This window comes from Paeniglutamicibacter selenitireducens (assembly GCF_051550675.1).
Lineage (GTDB): Bacteria > Actinomycetota > Actinomycetes > Actinomycetales > Micrococcaceae > Paeniglutamicibacter.
On the sequence record NZ_JBPULF010000002.1, the window covers coordinates 362,832 to 379,786 of the forward strand.

Sequence of the window (16,955 nt, forward strand, 5' to 3'; positions counted from 1 at the left end):
GCGGCCTAGATCCAGCCCTGCGCGCGGGCCAGGTGCGCGGCCTCGATCCGGTTCGCGGCCCCGGTCTTGCCGATGGCGCCGGAGAGATGGTTGCGCACGGTTCCGGCGCTCAGGCAGAGCTCCGCAGCAATCCTGGCGACGGGCATCCCCGACTGCGCGTGCGCGAGCACCTCGCGTTCCCTGTCCGTGAGCGGATTCACCCCGCCCACCAGAGATTCGGCGGCAAGCGCCGGGTCCACCACGCGCCCGCCAGCATGCACCCGGCGCACCGCCGCGGCAAGCTCGGAGGACGGGGTGTCCTTGACCAGGAACCCGCTGGCCCCTGCATCGAAGGCCGCGCGCAGGTGGCCGGGGCGGTCGAAGGTCGTCACCATAAGCACCTTGCACTCCGGCAGCCGGGCCCGGAGCCGCGTGGCCGCCTCGAGCCCGCCCATGAGCGGCATCTGGATGTCGAGCAGTGCGACCTGGACGCGATGTTCCTCGGCGAGGGCCACCACGGTGGTGCCGTCGCCGGCCTCCGCGACGACCTCGATGTCCGGTTCCAGGTTCAGCAGGGCCGCGAGCGCCCCGCGCACCAGGGCCTGGTCGTCGGCCACCAGCACGCGGATCGGGGAGCCGACGCGGGAGCCCGTTGCGGTCTCGGTCATGTCCATGACACCACCACCCTGGCTCCCCCGTGTTCGGAGACACCTGTCTCGCACATGGCGCCCGCCAACCTGGCCCTTTCCCTCATGCCCCGCATGCCGTGGCCCTCGTGGTGTCCGGCCAGGGAGTCCCCGTCGTCCTCGATGCTCAGCACATCCGCGGAGATGCGGATCCAGCAGGTGGTTGCGTGTGCGTGCCGCAGCACGTTGGTGACGGCCTCGCGCAGGATCCAGGACAGCACTGTGGAGCGCACCGGATCCACGCTGTGGGCGTTGCCGACCAGCACGGTCCTCACCTGCGCGTCATCCAGCGCCGTGCGCACGGAGGAGAGTTCCTCGGCCAAGGGGGTGCGGCGCAGACCTCCCACGGTGGCGCGGATGGAGTCCATGGCCTCGGCAGTCAGCGCCCGGATCTGCCGCAGTTCGGCGCGGGCCGCGTCCACGTCCGATTCCAGCAGGCGTTCGGCGAGCTCGGCCTTCAGCCCTACCGCCGTCAGTGAATGGCCCAGCACGTCGTGCACGTCCCGGGCCATCCTGTCCTGTTCGGCCAGCACCGCATAGTCCAGTCGCAGCTCGTCCGCCGCGATGCTGCGCCTGATCAGCACGGTTTCCACGGCATTGACCACGATCAGGACCGGCAGCAGGATGAGCAGGAAAATGAAGGAGCCCGATTCCCCGAAAGCCACAGCGGTTCCCACAGACAGCGCGAGGACCACGGCATTCACGATCCACATGGCTCGCGCCGAAAGCAGGTAGGCCGCGTAGGAAACGATGAACGGCCCGAAACTGAGCACGTTCGGCCCGATCACCGGGACGAGGCCGGCCACCAGCAGCGCCAGGACAACGAAGGGAAGCCGAGCGGCAGCTATCCCCTCGGCGCTGACGCCGAGTTCCGCACTGTGGGTGCGGAAGGACCACAGGTAGACCGCGGCAAAGGCCGCTATCAACACGTAGCCGGCCACCTGGGTGGACACCGGCGCATCGGACCTGGCGATCGAGAGGACCGGGAAGACCAGGAAGAGCACCCAAACGGCTGCCAGCAGCCATCCGTAGCGTGGCCAGAACGAATCGGGTTCGGCGCGCGGGCTTCTCACCGGCGTGCCCGGGAACGGCGCACCGCCCAGAGCGCCAGGCCCGCGAAGATCAGAGTCCATGCCACAAGGTTAGCGACAAGCAGCCCCACGGAATCTGTTGCCCCGCCAGCCGAGGCGCTGGTGCCCTCGGTGAGTGGGTACCGCACCAGTCCGGCGTACCCGTACATGGGGGTGAACCGCGCAATGTCGAGCATGGTGCCGCTCAGCGGCATGAAAACGTTCCCGAAGAAGGAGAAGAACACGATGCCGCCGCTGGCCACGCCGATGGCCGTTTCCGATTTGAAGCTGAGTCCGACGCCCATCCCGTAGAGGGCGAATACCCCGGAACCCAGCACGACGGCCAGGAAGCTGGCCACCCAGATCCACGGTTCGTCGGCCCGGGCCCCCGTGGCGGCGCCGATCACGAATACCGCCGCGGCGCTCACTCCGGCAACGATCAGCGAGACGGTGAGCTTGCATGCGACGAACCCCGAGGGCTTCATGGGAGTCAAGGCAATCTGCCTTCCCCAGCCGAGCATGGATTCGGTGGCGGCGGTTCCTGCGACCGAGGTGGTCGCCACCGCCGCGCCGTAGGCGGCCATGGATGCCATCACGTAGAACTTCACGTTGCCGTTTCCTGCCGGCTGGTCCCCGCCACCGAACATGTTGCCGAAAAGAAGGTACATGACCGCGGGCATGCAGATAGTAAACATGATGTTGCCGATGTCCCGGGATTGGCGGAACAGTTCGATGCGTACATAGGTGGGGTTCATGAGGGTGCTTCCGTCAGTGCCATGAAGGCGGATTCGAGCGTGGGTGCGGTGATTTCGAGGTCTTGGGCGTCGAACCTGGTGAGAAGCACCAAGGCCGCGGCATCCGATGCCGGCCCCGTTACTGCGACCCGGCGTCCCCGAAGCTGGACCGACCCGGTGTGCGGCAGGGCCTCGAGCGCCAAGCGCACACTGTCCAGGGAGTGCCCCGCCGGCAGCGTGGCACTGACCGTACGGCCGCCGGTCATGGCGCGCAGCTCACTTGTCGGTCCGTCCGCAAGGATCCGCCCGCCGCCGATGAGCACTGTTCGTTCGGCGAAGTCTTGGGCTTCCTCGAGGTAGTGCGTGGCGAAGAGGACGGTTCGTCCCTGCAGGGCGTCCTGGCGCATGGTGTCCCAGAACGCGCGGCGCGCGGAAACATCCATTCCCGCCGTTGGTTCGTCGAGGATCAGCAAGCGCGGATCGGGCAGCAGGGCAAGCGCAAATTTCAGGCGTTGCTGTTCGCCGCCCGAGCATTTGGAGACCTTGCGGCGGGCCAGGGAGACGATGTTTGTCCGCTCCATGACTTCCTCGATGCGGTCCTTGGCCCCGTGCAGGGCGGCGATGGCGGTGACCGTCTCGCGAACTGTGAGGTCGCGCAACAGGCCCCCGGTTTGCAGCACCGCGGAAACATCGCCCGCTTCCACGGCCACCCGTGGATTCCTGCCAAAGACGGTGATATTCCCGAAGGTCGGTTCCGTCAACCCCAACATCATGTCGATGCTGGTGGTTTTTCCTGCCCCATTGGGCCCGAGGAAGGCAACGATCTCTCCGGTGCCGACGCTCAGGTCGATTCCAGCGACGGCCTCCACCGGGCCGTGGGCGGTGCGGAACGTCTTGCGTACCTGACGCATATCCAGTGCCTGGCCTGCGCCGGCGTGCGCTGTGCCGGAACGACCGGATTCCGCCACGGTCTTCAAGTCGGTTCTTTCACTCATATCCATAGTCTTCTGGTTTTGGGCCCCTGGCAGAAGAACAAAAGCTCACGGGTTGGCCATGACACTTGTCATGGCCAACCCGTGAGGTGGATGGATCCTGTCCGGCGAACCTAGCCTGCGCGGCCCCTCCAGGCTTCCCAGCCCGCATAGCTGCCCTCGAGCTCGACCACCCGGTGCCCGGCCCGGCGGAGGGCCGAGGCCGCCACGGAATTGCGCACCCCCGACTGGCAGTAGCTGACGACCGCGCCTCCGGCCGGAAGGAGGTCGGTGTGCCAGAGCACCCGCCCGGCATTGAGCTGGACGGAACCGGGGATGTGCCCGGCCGCGTGCTCGGTCTTGTTGCGCACATCGAGCAACATGGCCGCGCCGAACCCGGCCAGGTCTGCGGGGTCCACGGTTTCCGGGGTGTAGCTTGGCAGGCCGTCGAGCGTCCTCACGTAGCCGGCCACGGCGTCGATTCCCACGCGGACCAGATGGTCCCACATCTCCGTGGCGCTCTCGCTGTCCGGTGCCAGAAGCACCAGCGGGCGCTTGTCCGTTTCCGGGTCCACGGCCCAGGCCCCGTAGCTGGCCGTCTTCCTCCCGGCGGGGATGTTCAGCGCTCCGGCCACGGTGCCGGCGTGGACCTTCGAATGGTGGCGGGTGTCGACGACGCCGATTTCGTCGGCGGCCAGGGCATCGGCGACGGCCTGCGGTGAGAGTTCGGCCAGGGGTTCCCGTTCGCCCATGATGGCGGGCCCTTCGCGGTTCTGGCGTTTCATGCGGCCGAAGTAGGCATGGGCATCGGGCTGCCCGTCAAGCAGAGCCTCGATGAATCCGGCTTCGTCGTTCGCTTCAAGGTAGACGCCCCACCAGGCGAAGTTGCGCTCGTACCCCACCGTCGTGGAAGGGATCGCGCCCAAGGCCTTGCCGCAGGCACTCCCGGCACCGTGCCCCGGGTAGACCTGGATGTAGTCGGGCAGCGCCAGGAACGTGTGCTGCAGGGAGGCGAACAGGTCCCGTGCGCCGTCGAAGCGTGTGTCGATTCCGCCCGCCGCCTCGTCGAGCAGGTCCGGGCGGCCCAGGTCGCCGGAGAACACGAAATCTCCCGAAAGCAGGAAACCGGGCTGGTCGCTGAACGCGCCGTCGGTGATCAGGAACGACAGGTGCTCGGGGGTATGTCCCGGGGTGTGGAGAGCCTTGACGGTGATGTTCCCCAGGGTGATGGTGTCCCCGTCGTGGAGGCGTTCGCCCGCGAAACCGTATTGCCAGTCGGGACCGCCTTCGCCCGAGACGTGGATCGTTGCGCCTGTTGCCGCCGCCAGTTCCCTGGTGCCGGAAAGGTAGTCGGCATGGATGTGCGTTTCGGTGACGGCCACGATCTTCATCCCGTGCGCCGCGGCGAGTATTCGGTACACCTCGATGTCGCGACGCGCGTCAACGACGATTGCTTCGCCCTTTGCTTGGCAGCCAACGAGGTAGCTGGCCTGTGCCAGGTCTTCGTCATAGATACGTTCTAGAAGCATGTCTCTCCTTGGTTGCATCATCAACCCGTGATGCCCCTGGGGGTATGGTGCCTGAATCCAACGATATTCCCCTGGGGTCGTAAATCAAGATCGCGGACACTTCAAACAGGTCCGCCAAGCGGACCAGGCAGGACGGTGACCGGAACGTCGGACCGGGCCACGGCCACGCAAAACCCCGGCGCCAGCAGGCCTACCGACCCAGAAGCCGTGCCAACCATCCCCCGGACTCCTTGGGGGCCTTCGGCGCGTTCGGATCACAGGAGCATTGCTCCGTGCGCGGAACGTGGGCCATCACCTGCTTGACGTGTTGGCCGCAACCGGCCCAGGTGGTTTTCTGGCACTTGCGGCACTTGACTGCACGGCACATGTGATTGCTCCTCGTGATTGGCGGCAATGGATTCCGGGGATACTCAAAACCCCCTCGCCTTCGAGTATGACACATACCCCAGGGGGTATAAAACCAACACCCACAATTCCCCTTCGCCCGCAGCCAGGCCGCTGGAACCGCAAGGCGTCCGGGCGCCCGCCCGCCGACGAAAGACTTTCGCCCAACCCCCTCCGCACGGCGGGACCCGGCGCGCGAATCACGCGGCGTTTCGCGGCCCCATCCCCCTTGGCGAACCACTTCCGGCGCATTGATCTTCATGCGTAGAAAATCCATTGGCATTTCTTGTCAACGTCTGTAGACTTACCGCAGCGACATTGCGAATGTGACTTCAAACACTCTCGCGATTCCACGTTCGGGCGCACCGTTCACGCATTTACACGCCCGCAAAGCTTGCTTCACGGGCAACCGACGATTTGCAACGGAGAGACACTAGATGAAAAAGGTTTCGGCACTCGCAGTCATGGCCATCGCGGCCATGACGCTCTCGGCCTGCGGCGGCGGGGGAAACGCCAACGCCAACCCCGGCGCGACCGGTGGCGACGGCGCCGCAGCGGCCGGCGGGGCACTGAACATCGGGCAATTCGCGGACGTCACGTCCTGGGACCCGTCCCTGGCCGACATCGGCTTTGACGGCCCCTACCTCTCGGCCATCTACGACCCGCTGCTTGGCGTGGACGGGGAGGGCAAGCCCACTCCGGCGTTGGCCACCACATGGAAGGTCTCCGACGACTTCCTGACCGTGACCATGGACCTGCGCACCGATGCGAAGTTCAGCGACGGCGAGGCGTTCGGCCCGGACGCCGCGGTCAAGTCCCTGAACTACCTCAAGGACGGTGCGCGCTCCCAGGAGGCGTACCTGAAGGTCAAGGACTTCACCAAGGTTGACGATGACACCATCGAAATCCACCTCAAGGAACGCGACGACACCCTGCTCTACTTCATGGGTCTTGGCCGCAGCTACATGATGTCGCCCAAGGCCATCGATGCCGGCTCGCTGGCAACCGCGCCGGTCGGTTCGGGCCCCTACACCCTGGCTGCGAACTCCGTGCCCGGTGCCGAATACCACTTCACCAAGGTCGCCGACCACTGGGCCGCGGACCAGTTCGCGTTCGACCCGCTGGCCATCTTCCCGATCCAGGACGGGACGGCTCGCAACAACGCCATGCTCTCGGGCCAGGTCAACCTCAACTATGCGGACCAGGCGGCCATCGACCAGGCCCCGGCACAGGGCTGGAACGTCGCCAAGAAGGTATCGGGCTGGGTCGGGCTGCAGTTCACCGACCGTGCCGGCGAAAAGTTCAAGCCGCTGGGCGACGAACGCGTCCGCCAGGCCCTGAACTACGCGTTCAACGGCGCCGAAATCCTCGGTGCCCTCGGTTCGGGCGCCGGCGAGGCCACCAACCAGGTCTTCCCCGCCGGAATGCCGGGCAACCTGGCGGACCTGAACTCCCGCTACGCCACCAACATCGACACGGCAAAGCAGCTCATGGCCGAGGCCGGCTACGCAGAAGGCTTCGAGGTCGAGATGCCCATGAGCCAGGTCTTCCAGGTCTGGCAGCCCTCCGTCGACCAGGTCTTCGGCCAGCTCGGCATCAAGGTCGCCTGGAAGGACATGCAGTACATGGACTACCAGGCCAAGGCCGCGACCTACCCGATGTTCGTGTCCTTCCTCTCGATGGATTCGAACCCGGTCGCCACGGTGCTTCGCCAGGTGTCGACCCCGCAGTGGTACAACCCGAACCCGCAGGTGGACAAGTTCCCCGAGGTTCAGGCGCAGGTCGAGAAGGTGCTCACCGCTGCCCCGGATGCCCAGCTGGCCGAGATCGAGGCCCTGAACAAGCTGGTCACCGAAAAGGCGTGGTTCTCCGTCTGGTACCAGGCCAACAACGCCTACGTCAGCGCCAAGAACATCGAGGTCACCCCGGTGACCGGCATGATGTACCCGACGCTGCGCCAGATTTCCGTAAAGAACTAGTCCCCACCCACCGCACGCACCTTGATGGTGCGCCACCCGCACGGCGGGGTACGGGATCCGGCACGCTGCCGGTTTCCCTGCCCCGCCTGCTTGGCACCAGGCGCGTGCGACACCAGAAAGATCCAACCATGCTCAGGTTTACTCTCAAGAGACTCCTCTCGGGCATCGTCCTGCTGCTCATTGTGTCGACCGGGACCTTTTTCCTGGCCCACCTGGCCATCGGCGACCCGACCGTGGGGCTCTTGGGCAACAGCGCAACGGCCGCCCAGCAGGAAGCCCTCGCCCACAAGATCGGCATCGACCGCCCGCTTCCCGCCCAGTTCCTCGACTGGGGCATCCACGCACTCACCGGGGACTTCGGTGTCTCCTGGCGAAACTTCCAGCCGGTCAACGAGCAGATCATGCTCAAGCTGCCGGTGACCCTTTCGGTGGTCACCTTCGCCATCGTCCTCTCGGCAGTCTTCGGCGCGCTCTTCGGCATCCTGGCGGGCCTGAACCCCGGCTCGGCGATCGACAGGACCGTCAAGGGCGCCTCCGTCGTGCTCTTCGCCCTTCCGGGGTTCTGGGTCTCCCTGGTGCTGGTGATCTGGTTCGCCGTCAACCTCAAGTGGTTCCCGGCCGTCGGCTACATCCAACCGTCGGTCTCCCCCGGCGGCTGGATACGCTCGATCACGCTTCCGGCGGTGTCCCTCGCGCTGGGGGCAGTGGTCATGATCGCCGAACAACTGCGCAACGCGCTGATCAATGTCGGCACCCAGGACTACGTGCGCACGCTGCGCAGCCGCGGCCTGGGTCGGGGACGGGTCGTCGTGCACATGCTGCGCAATGCCGCCCCGTCCTCGCTGACGGTCCTCGCCCTGATGTTTGTCGGCCTGCTCGGCGGGGCGATCGTCGTGGAACAGGTCTTCGCCCTGCCGGGCATCGGGGCCATGACCAACGGCTCCTCGCAGAACGGCGACATCCCGGTCCTGCTGGGCATCACCGTCATTTCCGTCATCTTCGTCGTCGCCGTCAACTTCGCCCTCGACGTGGTGCTCGGCTGGATCAACCCGAAGGCGCGTGTGAAATGAGCACCCCGTTGACTGGAAACCCCGACCCCCGCGCCGTGAATCACGGCAGCGTCTTCTCCCGCTTCATCCGCCGCCCCGCAGGGGCCATCTCGCTGGGCATCTTCCTGCTGATCGTCCTCGCCGCGGTCTTCGCACCGTTGTTGGCCCCGCACGACCCGAACCTCGTGGACCTGTCCATCGCCAAGTCCCCGCCGAGTGCCGAACACTGGCTGGGCGGGGATTCCAACGGCCGCGACATCCTTTCCCGGCTGCTCTTCGGGGCGCGCTCCACCATGGTCGGCGCAGCTATCGCCATCCTGTGTTCCCTGGCCGTCGGCGTGCCGGCAGGCCTGGCCGCCGGCTACTTCGGCGGCGTGGCGGACCGCGTCTGCACCTGGGTTTCCGACGCGCTGCAGGCCGTGCCCGGCATGATCATCTTGCTGATCGTGGCGGCGGGCAGCGGCAACAACTTCACCGTCATCATGCTCACCGTCGGCGTCTTCATGGCTCCCGGCTACTTCAGGCTGACCCGTTCCACGGTGCTGACCGTGCGCAACGAGGCCTACATCGACGCCGCGATAGTCTCCGGGCTCTCTGACGCCCGCATCCTGGGCCGGCACGTCATCAAGGCCGTCTACGCACCGATCACCATCCAAACGGCGCTGACCGCCGGCATGGCCATGGGCATGCAGGCGGGCCTGCAGTTCCTGGGCATCGGCGGGGCCAAGGACCCGGGCTGGGGCGCGATGATGAACGAGGGTTTCCGGGCCATGCTCACCGACCCGCTGCTGCTGCTCTGGCCCTCCCTGGCACTGGGGATCACCATTGCTGTGCTTGCCATCATGGGTTCCACCCTCGGCGACGCCCTGGCCGTGCGCAGCGCGGCCCCGGCACGCAGCAAGCGCGGCTCGGCCGCCCCGGACTCCGGCGAACCACGCACCGGAACCCTGGACCTCGAACCCGCACTGGCCGCCGTGTCGCTGCGCAACCTCAGGGTCGGCTACCCGGGCAACGGCACGCCCGTCGAGGTGGTCCACGGCATCGACCTGGATGTTGCACCGGGCGAAGTCCTGGGCATCGTGGGCGAATCCGGTTCGGGGAAGTCGCAGACCGTTTTCTCGGTCCTCGACCTGCTGCCTGCCGCCGGCACGGCGAGCTTCGACGAGTTGTGGATCAACGGATCCCGCGCCGACACCCTGGCGCCGAGGGAACGCCGCGCGCTTCTGGGCACCACGCTGGGCTACGTGCCGCAGGAACCCATGACCAATCTGGACCCGTCCTACACGGTGGGCTACCAGCTCATGGAGCCGCTGCGCTCGGTCAGCAAGATGTCCAAGTCGCAGGCGCGCCAACGGGCCCTGGAGGTGCTCGCCCGGGTCGGGATCACGGACCCCGAACGCGTCATGGGTTCCTACCCCCACCAGCTCTCCGGGGGCATGGCCCAACGCGTGCTGATCGCCGGGGCCATTGCAGCCAAGCCCCGCATCCTGGTGGCCGACGAACCGACCACCGCGCTGGATGTGACGGTCCAGGCCGAGGTGCTCGAACTGCTGCGCGAACTCCAGGCCGAGTACGGGATGGCGCTGGTCATGGTGACCCACAACTTCGGTGTCGTCGCGGACATCTGCGACAAGGTGGTGGTGATGCGCCACGGACGCGTCGAAGAGGCCGGATCCGTCGCGGAGGTCTTCAGCGCGCCCGCCAGCCCCTACACGGCCGAGCTGATCGCCGCTTGCCTGGATGACGTGGAATCCCGCGCGGAACTGGACGCCGCGGCCATCGCGGCCGCCGGCAAGGACGAACTCGACGAAGACAGGGACACAAGGAGCGTGAGCGTATGAGCACCACCGAGCAGGCAACAGGGCCGCAGCCGCTGTTGAGCGTCACGGGACTCTCCGTCGACTACCGCATGGCAGGGCGCCGCAAGACATTCAAGGCACTGAAGGGGGTTGACCTGGAGATTGCCCCCGGCGAATGCGTCGGGCTGGTGGGCGAGTCCGGTTCCGGGAAATCGACGCTCGGCAAGGCGGTCCTCGGGCTCGTGGAGAGCAGCGGAGGCTCGATCCACTTCGATGGCCGGGACCTCACCGGGCTGGCCCGTTCGAAGCGCCGGGCACTCGCGGATTCCCTGCAGGTCGTGTTCCAGGACCCCTACGGCTCCCTGAACCCGTCGATGCCGATCGGCCAGATCCTCACCGAACCGCTCATCACCTCCGGGCTCTCCCACCCCGAGGCCATGGGCCGTGCCCGGGAAATGCTCGAACGGGTGAAGCTGCCCGCCGATTCGGTCAACCGCTACCCCCACGAGTTTTCCGGCGGGCAGCGGCAGCGGATCGCCATCGCCCGGGCCCTCGTGCGCAAGCCACGCCTGGTGATCTGCGACGAGCCCGTCTCCGCACTGGACCTGACCACGCAGGCCTCCATCCTGGACCTGTTCATCGAGCTGCAGCGCGACACCGGGGTTTCCTACCTGTTCATCACCCACGACCTGGGCGTGGTGCGACGGGTCTGCCACAGGGTCGCCGTGATGTACCACGGGGAGATCGTCGAAACCGGGACCGGGGAACAGGTCAGCGACAACCCCTCCCACCCGTACACCAAGCGGCTTCTCGCGGCGTCCCCGATCGCCCACCCGCAGGCCCAGGCCGAACGCAGGGCCACCTGGCTGAAGCTGCGCGCGCAGGCCGCGGACGGGACCGGCGTGGCAGTCTGAGCATCCACGGGTTTGAGGTGTCGGGCCGGCGTCCCCCTCGGGTTCACGCTGCGGTGTATTCCACCGCGGCGAAGCCCGGCGGGGCCGCCGGCCTTCTTGTTTCCCGCGGCAGGGTCGTGGGAACGGGACACACGGGGCACGATCGTGAACAGGTCCCGTGGCAAGGTCCCCGGACAGGGAAAGCCCGGCCCTCACCGAACGTGTCGTCGACCGGGCACAGCGCCGCCGGCCTTTTCCCCCGCACTCCGCAGGCATGCGAAAGGCCCCCGCCCGTCCACCAACGTGGAACTGCGGGGGCCCTGCGCCGTGGGCGATGCCGCCCGGTCCTACGTGGTTTGCTTCTCCTTCGCCTCCCGCGGCGCACGGGAATCAAGAAGTCCGCGTGCGACGAGGCGCGGGCGCACGAGGCAGAACGCCAGGATCGTCGCCAGGCCCACCGCCGAGGCGATGGCAATCGCCATGGACATGGTGGTGGCACCGCCCCAGGCCGCCAGCGGGGCAACCACTGGACCCACGGCAAAGGAACCCATGCCAAAGAGCGCCGCGGCGGTTCCCGCCCGCTGCCCGTGGCCGTCCAACGCCAGCGTCGTGGTGTTCGGGCCGCTGATGCCCGCGGCCATCAGGTAGCCGGCAAGCAGCCCCAGAAAAACGCCGGGGGCAGTACCCAGCAGCGCCGCCGCCAGCAGTGCGACCGCCATGAACCCCGTGGCGCCGTAGCCGGCCAGGTAGGTTGCTGCGGGGCCGAAGCGGCCCACCAACAGGCGGCTGACCTGTGCCCCTCCCATGTTTGCCAAGGCGTTTGCGGCAAACACGACGCTGAACACCTGCGGGGTGAGGCCGAACTGGTTCTGCACCACGAAACTGGACATGGAGAGGTAGCTGAAGAACCCGATGCCGCCCAGCGTGCTGGTGAGCAGCAGCGCGATGAACAGCCGGTCCTTGGCGACGCGGGCGTAGTCCCCCACTGTCGAGGCCGCACCGCCGCGTGAACGCCGTTCCGGGGCCAGCGTTTCGCCAAGCGCCATGGCCGCGAGCAGCAGCAGGACCCCGATCCCGGCGAGCACGGCGAAAATGCCGCGCCAGTCCATGAACCTTGCCAGTTGCCCGCCCAGCACCGGTGCGATGACCGGCGCCGAGGCTCCCACCAACGCCAGCATGGAGAGCATCTTGGAAAGCTCAATGCCGCTGAACAGGTCGCGGGCGATGGCCAGCGCTATCACCACCCCTGCCGCGCCGGCCAGCCCCTGCAGGGCCCTGGCCACCAGCAGCAGCTCGATGCCCGGCGCCAGCGCACAGGCAAGGGAGAACACCGCAAAGAGGGCCACGCCGACCAAGAGCGGTTTCTTCCGGCCGTACCTGTCGCTGAGCGGCCCCATGAGCAATTGCCCCAAACCCAGCCCCATCATGCACACGCTCATGCTCGCCTGCGCCAGGGTGTCGCTGGTCTCCAGCGAGCGCGCCAGTTCCGGAAGCACCGGCATGTACAGGTCCATGGACAGCGGGCCGAAGGCCTCGAGCATGCCCAGCAACAGGATGAGCTTCAACCGCCCGGCCGTTCCCGGGCGCACGGCTGCATCCGTCATGGCGCCGGGGCCTCCACGCCGAGCGTGCGGCGGATCCAGGAATCCCTCAGCGCGTTGGCCCGCCGCGACACCAGCGCCTCCGGGCTGGAGCCCGAGAACCCGTGGTAGGCACCCGCGTAGACGTGCAGTTCGGCGCTGCCGCCGGCGGCCCAGATCCGCGAGGCGTAGTCGATGGCTTCGTCGCGGAACACCTCGGCCGCGCCGACCTCGATGAAGGCCGGGGGCAGGCCGGCGAGGCTTGCGGCACGGGCCGGCGCGCAATAGGCGCTCACCGTGTCTCCTCCGCGTTCGGCGCCCAGCCGTGCCGCCCAACCCGTGTGGTTGTTGTTCCTGTCCCAGATGCCGATTCCGTCGTATTGGTGGCTGGAGACCGTGTTGTTGCGGTCATCAAGCATCGGGGTGTTCAGCAGCTGCCCGGCGATCGCGGGGCCGGATCGGTCGCGGGCCATCAGGGCCACGGCCGCGGCAAGGCCCCCGCCGGCGCTGGCACCGGAGACCAGCAGGCGCCCCAGGTCCACGCCCAGTTCGTCCGCATGCTCGGCCAGCCACACCAGGGCCGCGTGGCAGTCCTCGGTGGCGGCGGTCCCCGGGTGTTCGGGCGAGAGCCGGTACTCCACGGAGAGCCCCACCATCGAGTACCGTTCGGCCAGCCCGATCAACTCGGGCGTGGCGAAGAACCTGTTGCCCAGCACCATCCCGCCGCCGTGGATGGCCAGCACACCGGGAACCGGCCCGGCCGCCGGGGTGGCGGGCCGCACCAGGGTCGCCGCGATTTCCGGGTTCCCGGCGCCCGCCGGGATGGTGATTTCGGTGGCCAGTACCGCACGCCCCCGCACCTGGGTTTCAAGGGGCGGAATGATCGACTCGACGTGTTCGCGGCTGGCCAGGATGGTCTCCCCGCGCAGCGGGAAGGGTTCAAAGAGCTCCCGGAACCCTTCCATTCCCGCGAGCAGTTCGGGGTCGTAGGGAACCGGGGCGGGCCTAGACATCGCGGGTCGCCGGAAGCGGCAGGTCAAGGACGCGGCAAAGCCAGGATTCCCGGGTGGCCAACGCGGCACGGGTCAGTTCGCTCTGCGGTGCGTACATGTCGAAGCCGTGGCAACCGCCGGAGAAGACGTGCAATTCCGCCTCGCCTCCGACGGCCCAGATGCGGGAGGCGAACTCGACGTCTTCGTCGCGGAAGAGCTCGGCCGACCCGACCTCGATGAAGGCAGGGGGCAGCCCGGAAAGGTCCTTGGCGCGCGCGGGCGCGGCGTAGGCCGGGGCGTCGGCACTGAAGGCGAGGTCCTCGCCCAGCACCAGCGGCCAGGCCAGCTCGTTGGCCTCGCGGGTCCAGGTGCCCAGCGACCGGTACTGGTGCGAGGAGACGGTGGTGTTGGTGTTGTCCACCATCGGGCACAGCAGCAGCTGCCCGGCCATCGCCGGCCCGCGGCGGTCCCGCGCCATCAAGGCAACGGCCGCGCTGAACGCGCCGCCGGCGCTGCCGCCCATGACCACGATCCGTTCGGGGTCGACGCCGAGCTCGGCGGCGTTCTCGCTCATCCACACGAATCCCGCGTAGCAGTCCTCCGCTCCTGCCGGGTACGGGTTTTCCGGCGCCAGCCGGTATTCCACGTTGACCGCCACGACGCCCAGCCGCTCCACGAGGTCCACCAGGCGGCCGGTTTCCCAGTTGCGGTGGCCCACGACCATGCCGCCGCCGTGGATGTTGTAGAGGCCCGGGACCGGCGTTGAAAGATCCAGCCCCCGGGGGCGCAGGATCGTGATCTCCAGATCAGGGGCCCCGGCCGGGCCCGGGATGATGCCTTCGATGCTTTCCACCGCGCGGTCCCCGATGACGGCGTCCGGCGCGGGGAAGGCGTTGGCCATGCCCCCGCGCATGGCCAGCACCGTCTGCAGGGTCATGGGTTCCGCCTGCGCCATCGCGTCGACGACCGGCTGGATCTCCGGTGCGAAGGGAACCGGGCAGAGTGTTTCGGTGTTCATGGTGTGCTCCTGTGGGCTGGTGTTTGTGGTTTCCTGCGGCGGTGGACCGGGCCGGCTCAGGGCCCTGCCGGGTCGATGACCTCGCGGTCGGCCCAGAGCCCGGCGCAGGCCTCGCGGAGTGCTGCCGCCCCCACGCGTTCGAGCAGTTCGATGGCTCCGAGGTTTTCCACCAGCTGCGGGATCCGGCTGGAACCGAAGAGCGTGGTGGCCGTGGCCGGGTGGGTGAGCGTGAAGGCGATGAGCAGCTGGGCCGGGGTCGCCCCGAAGCCGCGGGCCAGCTCCGCGACCTCGGCCGCGGAGTCGGTGATGCGCTGGCGGATGGCCCCCGGGTCGCGGCCCACCTCGCGCGCGGGGTTGGTGTTCCCGGCCAGGATGCCGCCCTCCATCACGTCGGAGGCCTGCATGGAAAGCCCCTCGGCGAACAGCTCCGCGAACGGTTCCCCGTCGGGGATGGAGCGGCGGGAGACCGAGTACTTCAGCTGGGCGATCTGCGGCCCCGCAACGCCCTCGGCGGCGGCAATGCGCCGCAGCTCGGCGATGTTGGGGGCGGACCAGTTGTTCACGCCCCAGGCGCGGATAAGCCCGGCCTTCTCGAGGCCTGCCAGGTCCAGCACCAGGTCGCGCAGCTCGAGGTCGTCGCGGCGCAGGTCGCCGAGGATCACCAGGTCCGCGTGCTCGACGCCGCAGCGGAAGAGCGCGTTCTCCAGCTGCGGCCTGAACCCGGCGTCGTCGTAGCCCTCCAGCCACAGCTTGGAGGAGAGCAGGTAGTCCTCCCGGCGCAGCCCTGCGGCCCGGACCATGGCAGAGAAGATCACGTCGGTGAACACCGGCGGCTGGACGCCGGGGAGCCCGTAGACCCCCACGTCGAAAAGGTTGATGCCCGATTCATGGGCCAGCCGCAGCATGGCGACGGCATCGACGAAGTCCATGCGGTCGTAGGTGTGCCAGGAGCCGAGCGACAGCGCTGATGCACGCAGCTCGCTGTCGCCGATCCGGTGGTGCGGGACGCGGGTTTGGGTTGGTGCGCTCATGGTGATTTCTCCCTGCTCTGTGCGGTGGGTGCGGCCGGCCGGGGCGGGGCCGCTGGTGGTGGACGGTGTGGGGGTCAGGCGGAGGGTGGTCAGGCGGAGGGGTCGATGACGGCCTTGATGGACCCGTGGGCCGCCATCGCGCGGATGGCAGCCCCTGCCCCGGAGAGCGGAAGGGGCGCATCGAAGAGCTCGTGCCACGGCATGCGGTCGGCGAAGGCGGCAAAGAACTCGATGGCGTGGTGGTAGTCGGAGACATCCCCGTTCAGGGACCCCACGATCGAAAGTTCCTTGCCCATCACGGTGCCCAGGGCGAACGCGTCGGAATGCGGCGAAGTGGAACCGACAACGACGAACGTGCCTCGCTGGGCCGCCATGGCGACCGCCTCGGCGCCCACGGAGGAGGCCCCGGCGAAGTCGAAGACGAAGTCCGCCCCGCGTCCCGCCGTGGCCTCGAGCACCGCGGCCAGGTTGGCCTCGCTGCCCTCGACGATGTCGAGCACCAGGTCGGCCCCGAAGCGCTTGGCCATCGCCAGCCTGGCCGCCGGGGACCCGATGGTGATGACGGTTCCCGCCCCGGCGATGCGCGCCACGGCCGTCGCGAAGATCCCCAGTGCCCCGGAACCCTGGATGACCACGGAGGCCCCCGGCCGGATGGCCCCGGCGCGGTCGAAGGCCCGCAGCACGGTCTTGGCCGCGCAGCCGGCCATGGCGGCGAGCGTGTCGTCGACGCCCTCGGGAAGCAGGAGCTTTTCCGCGCGCGGGGTCACGTAGCACAGCTCCACCAGACCGCCGGTGGCGTAGGGCGGGGTGTCGCTGCGTTGCAGGAAACCGTAGCCGCGCTTCGAGCAGGCGACGGGCTGGCGCAGGACACGGCAGCCGTGGCATTCCCCGCAGGTCGATTCGGACCAGCCGATGCGGTCACCCACGTTCAGGCCGCGGCCCAGCACGTCGCGGGCCGCTTCTCCGGCGGCAACGACCTCTCCGACCATTTCGTGGCCGAGGACCATCGGCAGCATGCCCGGGAATCCCATCTTCCCCTGCCAGATTTCGATGTCGGTGCCGCAGAGCGTGGTGCGCTTGATGCGCACCAGCACCGCACCGGGTTCCAGCGTTTCGGGCAGGGGCAGGTCCTGGATTTCCAGGTCCCCGCCGAACTCGGTCAGCACGGCGGCGCGGGTGGAGGTGGGCAGTGGCATCGGGGTCTCCTGGTGGTGTTCTTCGGGACGGGGCGGCAGCCGGGCAACCGTGGCCCGCTGTGATT

15 protein-coding genes are annotated in these 16,955 nt (G+C 68.1%); 4 read left to right on the forward strand and 11 right to left on the reverse strand.

The genetic code is table 11. The annotated features are described in order from the left end of the window. Nucleotides 1-5 precede the first annotated feature (5 nt). The 6 genes from ACSYDW_RS05135 to ACSYDW_RS18955 all read right to left on the reverse strand — a co-directional run bounded on the left by ACSYDW_RS05135 (nucleotide 6) and on the right by ACSYDW_RS18955 (nucleotide 5,636). On the reverse strand, nucleotides 6-653 hold the full coding sequence (locus ACSYDW_RS05135; RefSeq protein ID WP_438337631.1) for a response regulator transcription factor: 648 nt from the start codon (nucleotides 651-653) through the stop codon (nucleotides 6-8). Then, on the reverse strand, nucleotides 644-1,738 hold the full coding sequence (locus ACSYDW_RS05140) for a sensor histidine kinase (RefSeq protein WP_438337632.1): 1,095 nt from the start codon (nucleotides 1,736-1,738) through the stop codon (nucleotides 644-646). The genes ACSYDW_RS05135 and ACSYDW_RS05140 overlap by 10 nt, the downstream gene beginning before the upstream one ends. Next, on the reverse strand, nucleotides 1,735-2,490 hold the full coding sequence (locus tag ACSYDW_RS05145) for an ABC transporter permease (protein ID WP_438337633.1): 756 nt from the start codon (nucleotides 2,488-2,490) through the stop codon (nucleotides 1,735-1,737). The genes ACSYDW_RS05140 and ACSYDW_RS05145 overlap by 4 nt, the downstream gene beginning before the upstream one ends. Further along, the gene (locus tag ACSYDW_RS05150; RefSeq protein ID WP_438337634.1) at nucleotides 2,487-3,464 is read right to left on the reverse strand and encodes an ABC transporter ATP-binding protein; all 978 of its coding nucleotides are present in this window, start codon (nucleotides 3,462-3,464) and stop codon (nucleotides 2,487-2,489) included. Before ACSYDW_RS05150 ends, ACSYDW_RS05145 begins: the two co-directional genes overlap by 4 nt. Nucleotides 3,465-3,574: 110 nt before the next feature. Next, complete coding sequence (locus ACSYDW_RS05155) at nucleotides 3,575-4,969, reverse strand: rhodanese-like domain-containing protein (RefSeq protein WP_438337635.1); 1,395 nt, start codon at nucleotides 4,967-4,969, stop codon at nucleotides 3,575-3,577. A 190-nt stretch (nucleotides 4,970-5,159) separates the two neighbouring features. Continuing rightward, nucleotides 5,160-5,636, reverse strand: a complete 477-nt coding sequence (locus ACSYDW_RS18955) for a DUF8730 family Cys-rich protein (protein ID WP_497198332.1) — start codon at nucleotides 5,634-5,636, stop codon at nucleotides 5,160-5,162. A 154-nt stretch (nucleotides 5,637-5,790) separates the two neighbouring features. On the opposite strand from ACSYDW_RS18955, the gene ACSYDW_RS05160 reads away from it, so the two are divergent. The 4 genes from ACSYDW_RS05160 (at nucleotide 5,791) to ACSYDW_RS05175 (ending at nucleotide 11,094) form a co-directional block, all read left to right on the forward strand. Further along, nucleotides 5,791-7,332 carry an ABC transporter substrate-binding protein gene (locus tag ACSYDW_RS05160; protein WP_438337636.1) on the forward strand — a complete coding sequence of 514 codons (1,542 nt, stop codon included), beginning with the start codon at nucleotides 5,791-5,793 and terminating at the stop codon, nucleotides 7,330-7,332. 128 nt (nucleotides 7,333-7,460) lie between these two features. Next, nucleotides 7,461-8,402 (forward strand): ABC transporter permease, encoded by a 942-nt coding sequence (locus ACSYDW_RS05165; RefSeq protein WP_438337637.1) that lies wholly within the window; start codon nucleotides 7,461-7,463, stop codon nucleotides 8,400-8,402. Beyond that, on the forward strand, nucleotides 8,399-10,222 hold the full coding sequence (locus ACSYDW_RS05170) for a dipeptide/oligopeptide/nickel ABC transporter permease/ATP-binding protein (protein ID WP_438337638.1): 1,824 nt from the start codon (nucleotides 8,399-8,401) through the stop codon (nucleotides 10,220-10,222). The genes ACSYDW_RS05165 and ACSYDW_RS05170 overlap by 4 nt, the downstream gene beginning before the upstream one ends. Next, complete coding sequence (locus ACSYDW_RS05175; RefSeq protein WP_438337639.1) at nucleotides 10,219-11,094, forward strand: ATP-binding cassette domain-containing protein; 876 nt, start codon at nucleotides 10,219-10,221, stop codon at nucleotides 11,092-11,094. The genes ACSYDW_RS05170 and ACSYDW_RS05175 overlap by 4 nt, the downstream gene beginning before the upstream one ends. 326 nt (nucleotides 11,095-11,420) lie before the next feature. Here ACSYDW_RS05175 and ACSYDW_RS05180 read toward each other — a convergent pair whose 3' ends face one another. From ACSYDW_RS05180 to ACSYDW_RS05200, 5 genes are all read right to left on the reverse strand, one after another. Beyond that, nucleotides 11,421-12,677, reverse strand: a complete 1,257-nt coding sequence (locus ACSYDW_RS05180; protein ID WP_438337640.1) for a multidrug effflux MFS transporter — start codon at nucleotides 12,675-12,677, stop codon at nucleotides 11,421-11,423. Further along, on the reverse strand, nucleotides 12,674-13,666 hold the full coding sequence (locus ACSYDW_RS05185) for an alpha/beta hydrolase fold domain-containing protein (RefSeq protein WP_438337641.1): 993 nt from the start codon (nucleotides 13,664-13,666) through the stop codon (nucleotides 12,674-12,676). Before ACSYDW_RS05185 ends, ACSYDW_RS05180 begins: the two co-directional genes overlap by 4 nt. Next, nucleotides 13,659-14,663 carry an alpha/beta hydrolase gene (locus ACSYDW_RS05190; protein WP_438337642.1) on the reverse strand — a complete coding sequence of 335 codons (1,005 nt, stop codon included), beginning with the start codon at nucleotides 14,661-14,663 and terminating at the stop codon, nucleotides 13,659-13,661. The genes ACSYDW_RS05185 and ACSYDW_RS05190 overlap by 8 nt, the downstream gene beginning before the upstream one ends. 56 nt (nucleotides 14,664-14,719) lie before the next feature. Continuing rightward, nucleotides 14,720-15,694, reverse strand: a complete 975-nt coding sequence (locus ACSYDW_RS05195) for an aldo/keto reductase (protein ID WP_438337643.1) — start codon at nucleotides 15,692-15,694, stop codon at nucleotides 14,720-14,722. A gap of 89 nt (nucleotides 15,695-15,783) precedes the next feature. Next, nucleotides 15,784-16,890 (reverse strand): zinc-binding dehydrogenase, encoded by a 1,107-nt coding sequence (locus ACSYDW_RS05200; RefSeq protein WP_438337644.1) that lies wholly within the window; start codon nucleotides 16,888-16,890, stop codon nucleotides 15,784-15,786. Between the last annotated feature and the right edge of the window lie 65 nt (nucleotides 16,891-16,955).

Coding starts and splice junctions, on each gene's coding strand:
- ACSYDW_RS05135 (WP_438337631.1), bottom strand. CDS start 653: ATGGACATGACCGAGACCGCAACGGGCTCCCGCGTCGGCTCCCCGATC.
- ACSYDW_RS05145 (WP_438337633.1), bottom strand. CDS start 2,490: ATGAACCCCACCTATGTACGCATCGAACTGTTCCGCCAATCCCGGGAC.
- ACSYDW_RS05150 (WP_438337634.1), bottom strand. CDS start 3,464: ATGAGTGAAAGAACCGACTTGAAGACCGTGGCGGAATCCGGTCGTTCC.
- ACSYDW_RS05155 (WP_438337635.1), bottom strand. CDS start 4,969: ATGCTTCTAGAACGTATCTATGACGAAGACCTGGCACAGGCCAGCTAC.
- ACSYDW_RS18955 (WP_497198332.1), bottom strand. CDS start 5,636: ATGCCAATGGATTTTCTACGCATGAAGATCAATGCGCCGGAAGTGGTT.
- ACSYDW_RS05160 (WP_438337636.1), top strand. CDS start 5,791: ATGAAAAAGGTTTCGGCACTCGCAGTCATGGCCATCGCGGCCATGACG.
- ACSYDW_RS05165 (WP_438337637.1), top strand. CDS start 7,461: ATGCTCAGGTTTACTCTCAAGAGACTCCTCTCGGGCATCGTCCTGCTG.
- ACSYDW_RS05170 (WP_438337638.1), top strand. CDS start 8,399: ATGAGCACCCCGTTGACTGGAAACCCCGACCCCCGCGCCGTGAATCAC.
- ACSYDW_RS05175 (WP_438337639.1), top strand. CDS start 10,219: ATGAGCACCACCGAGCAGGCAACAGGGCCGCAGCCGCTGTTGAGCGTC.
- ACSYDW_RS05180 (WP_438337640.1), bottom strand. CDS start 12,677: ATGACGGATGCAGCCGTGCGCCCGGGAACGGCCGGGCGGTTGAAGCTC.
- ACSYDW_RS05185 (WP_438337641.1), bottom strand. CDS start 13,666: ATGTCTAGGCCCGCCCCGGTTCCCTACGACCCCGAACTGCTCGCGGGA.
- ACSYDW_RS05190 (WP_438337642.1), bottom strand. CDS start 14,663: ATGAACACCGAAACACTCTGCCCGGTTCCCTTCGCACCGGAGATCCAG.
- ACSYDW_RS05195 (WP_438337643.1), bottom strand. CDS start 15,694: ATGAGCGCACCAACCCAAACCCGCGTCCCGCACCACCGGATCGGCGAC.
- ACSYDW_RS05200 (WP_438337644.1), bottom strand. CDS start 16,890: ATGCCACTGCCCACCTCCACCCGCGCCGCCGTGCTGACCGAGTTCGGC.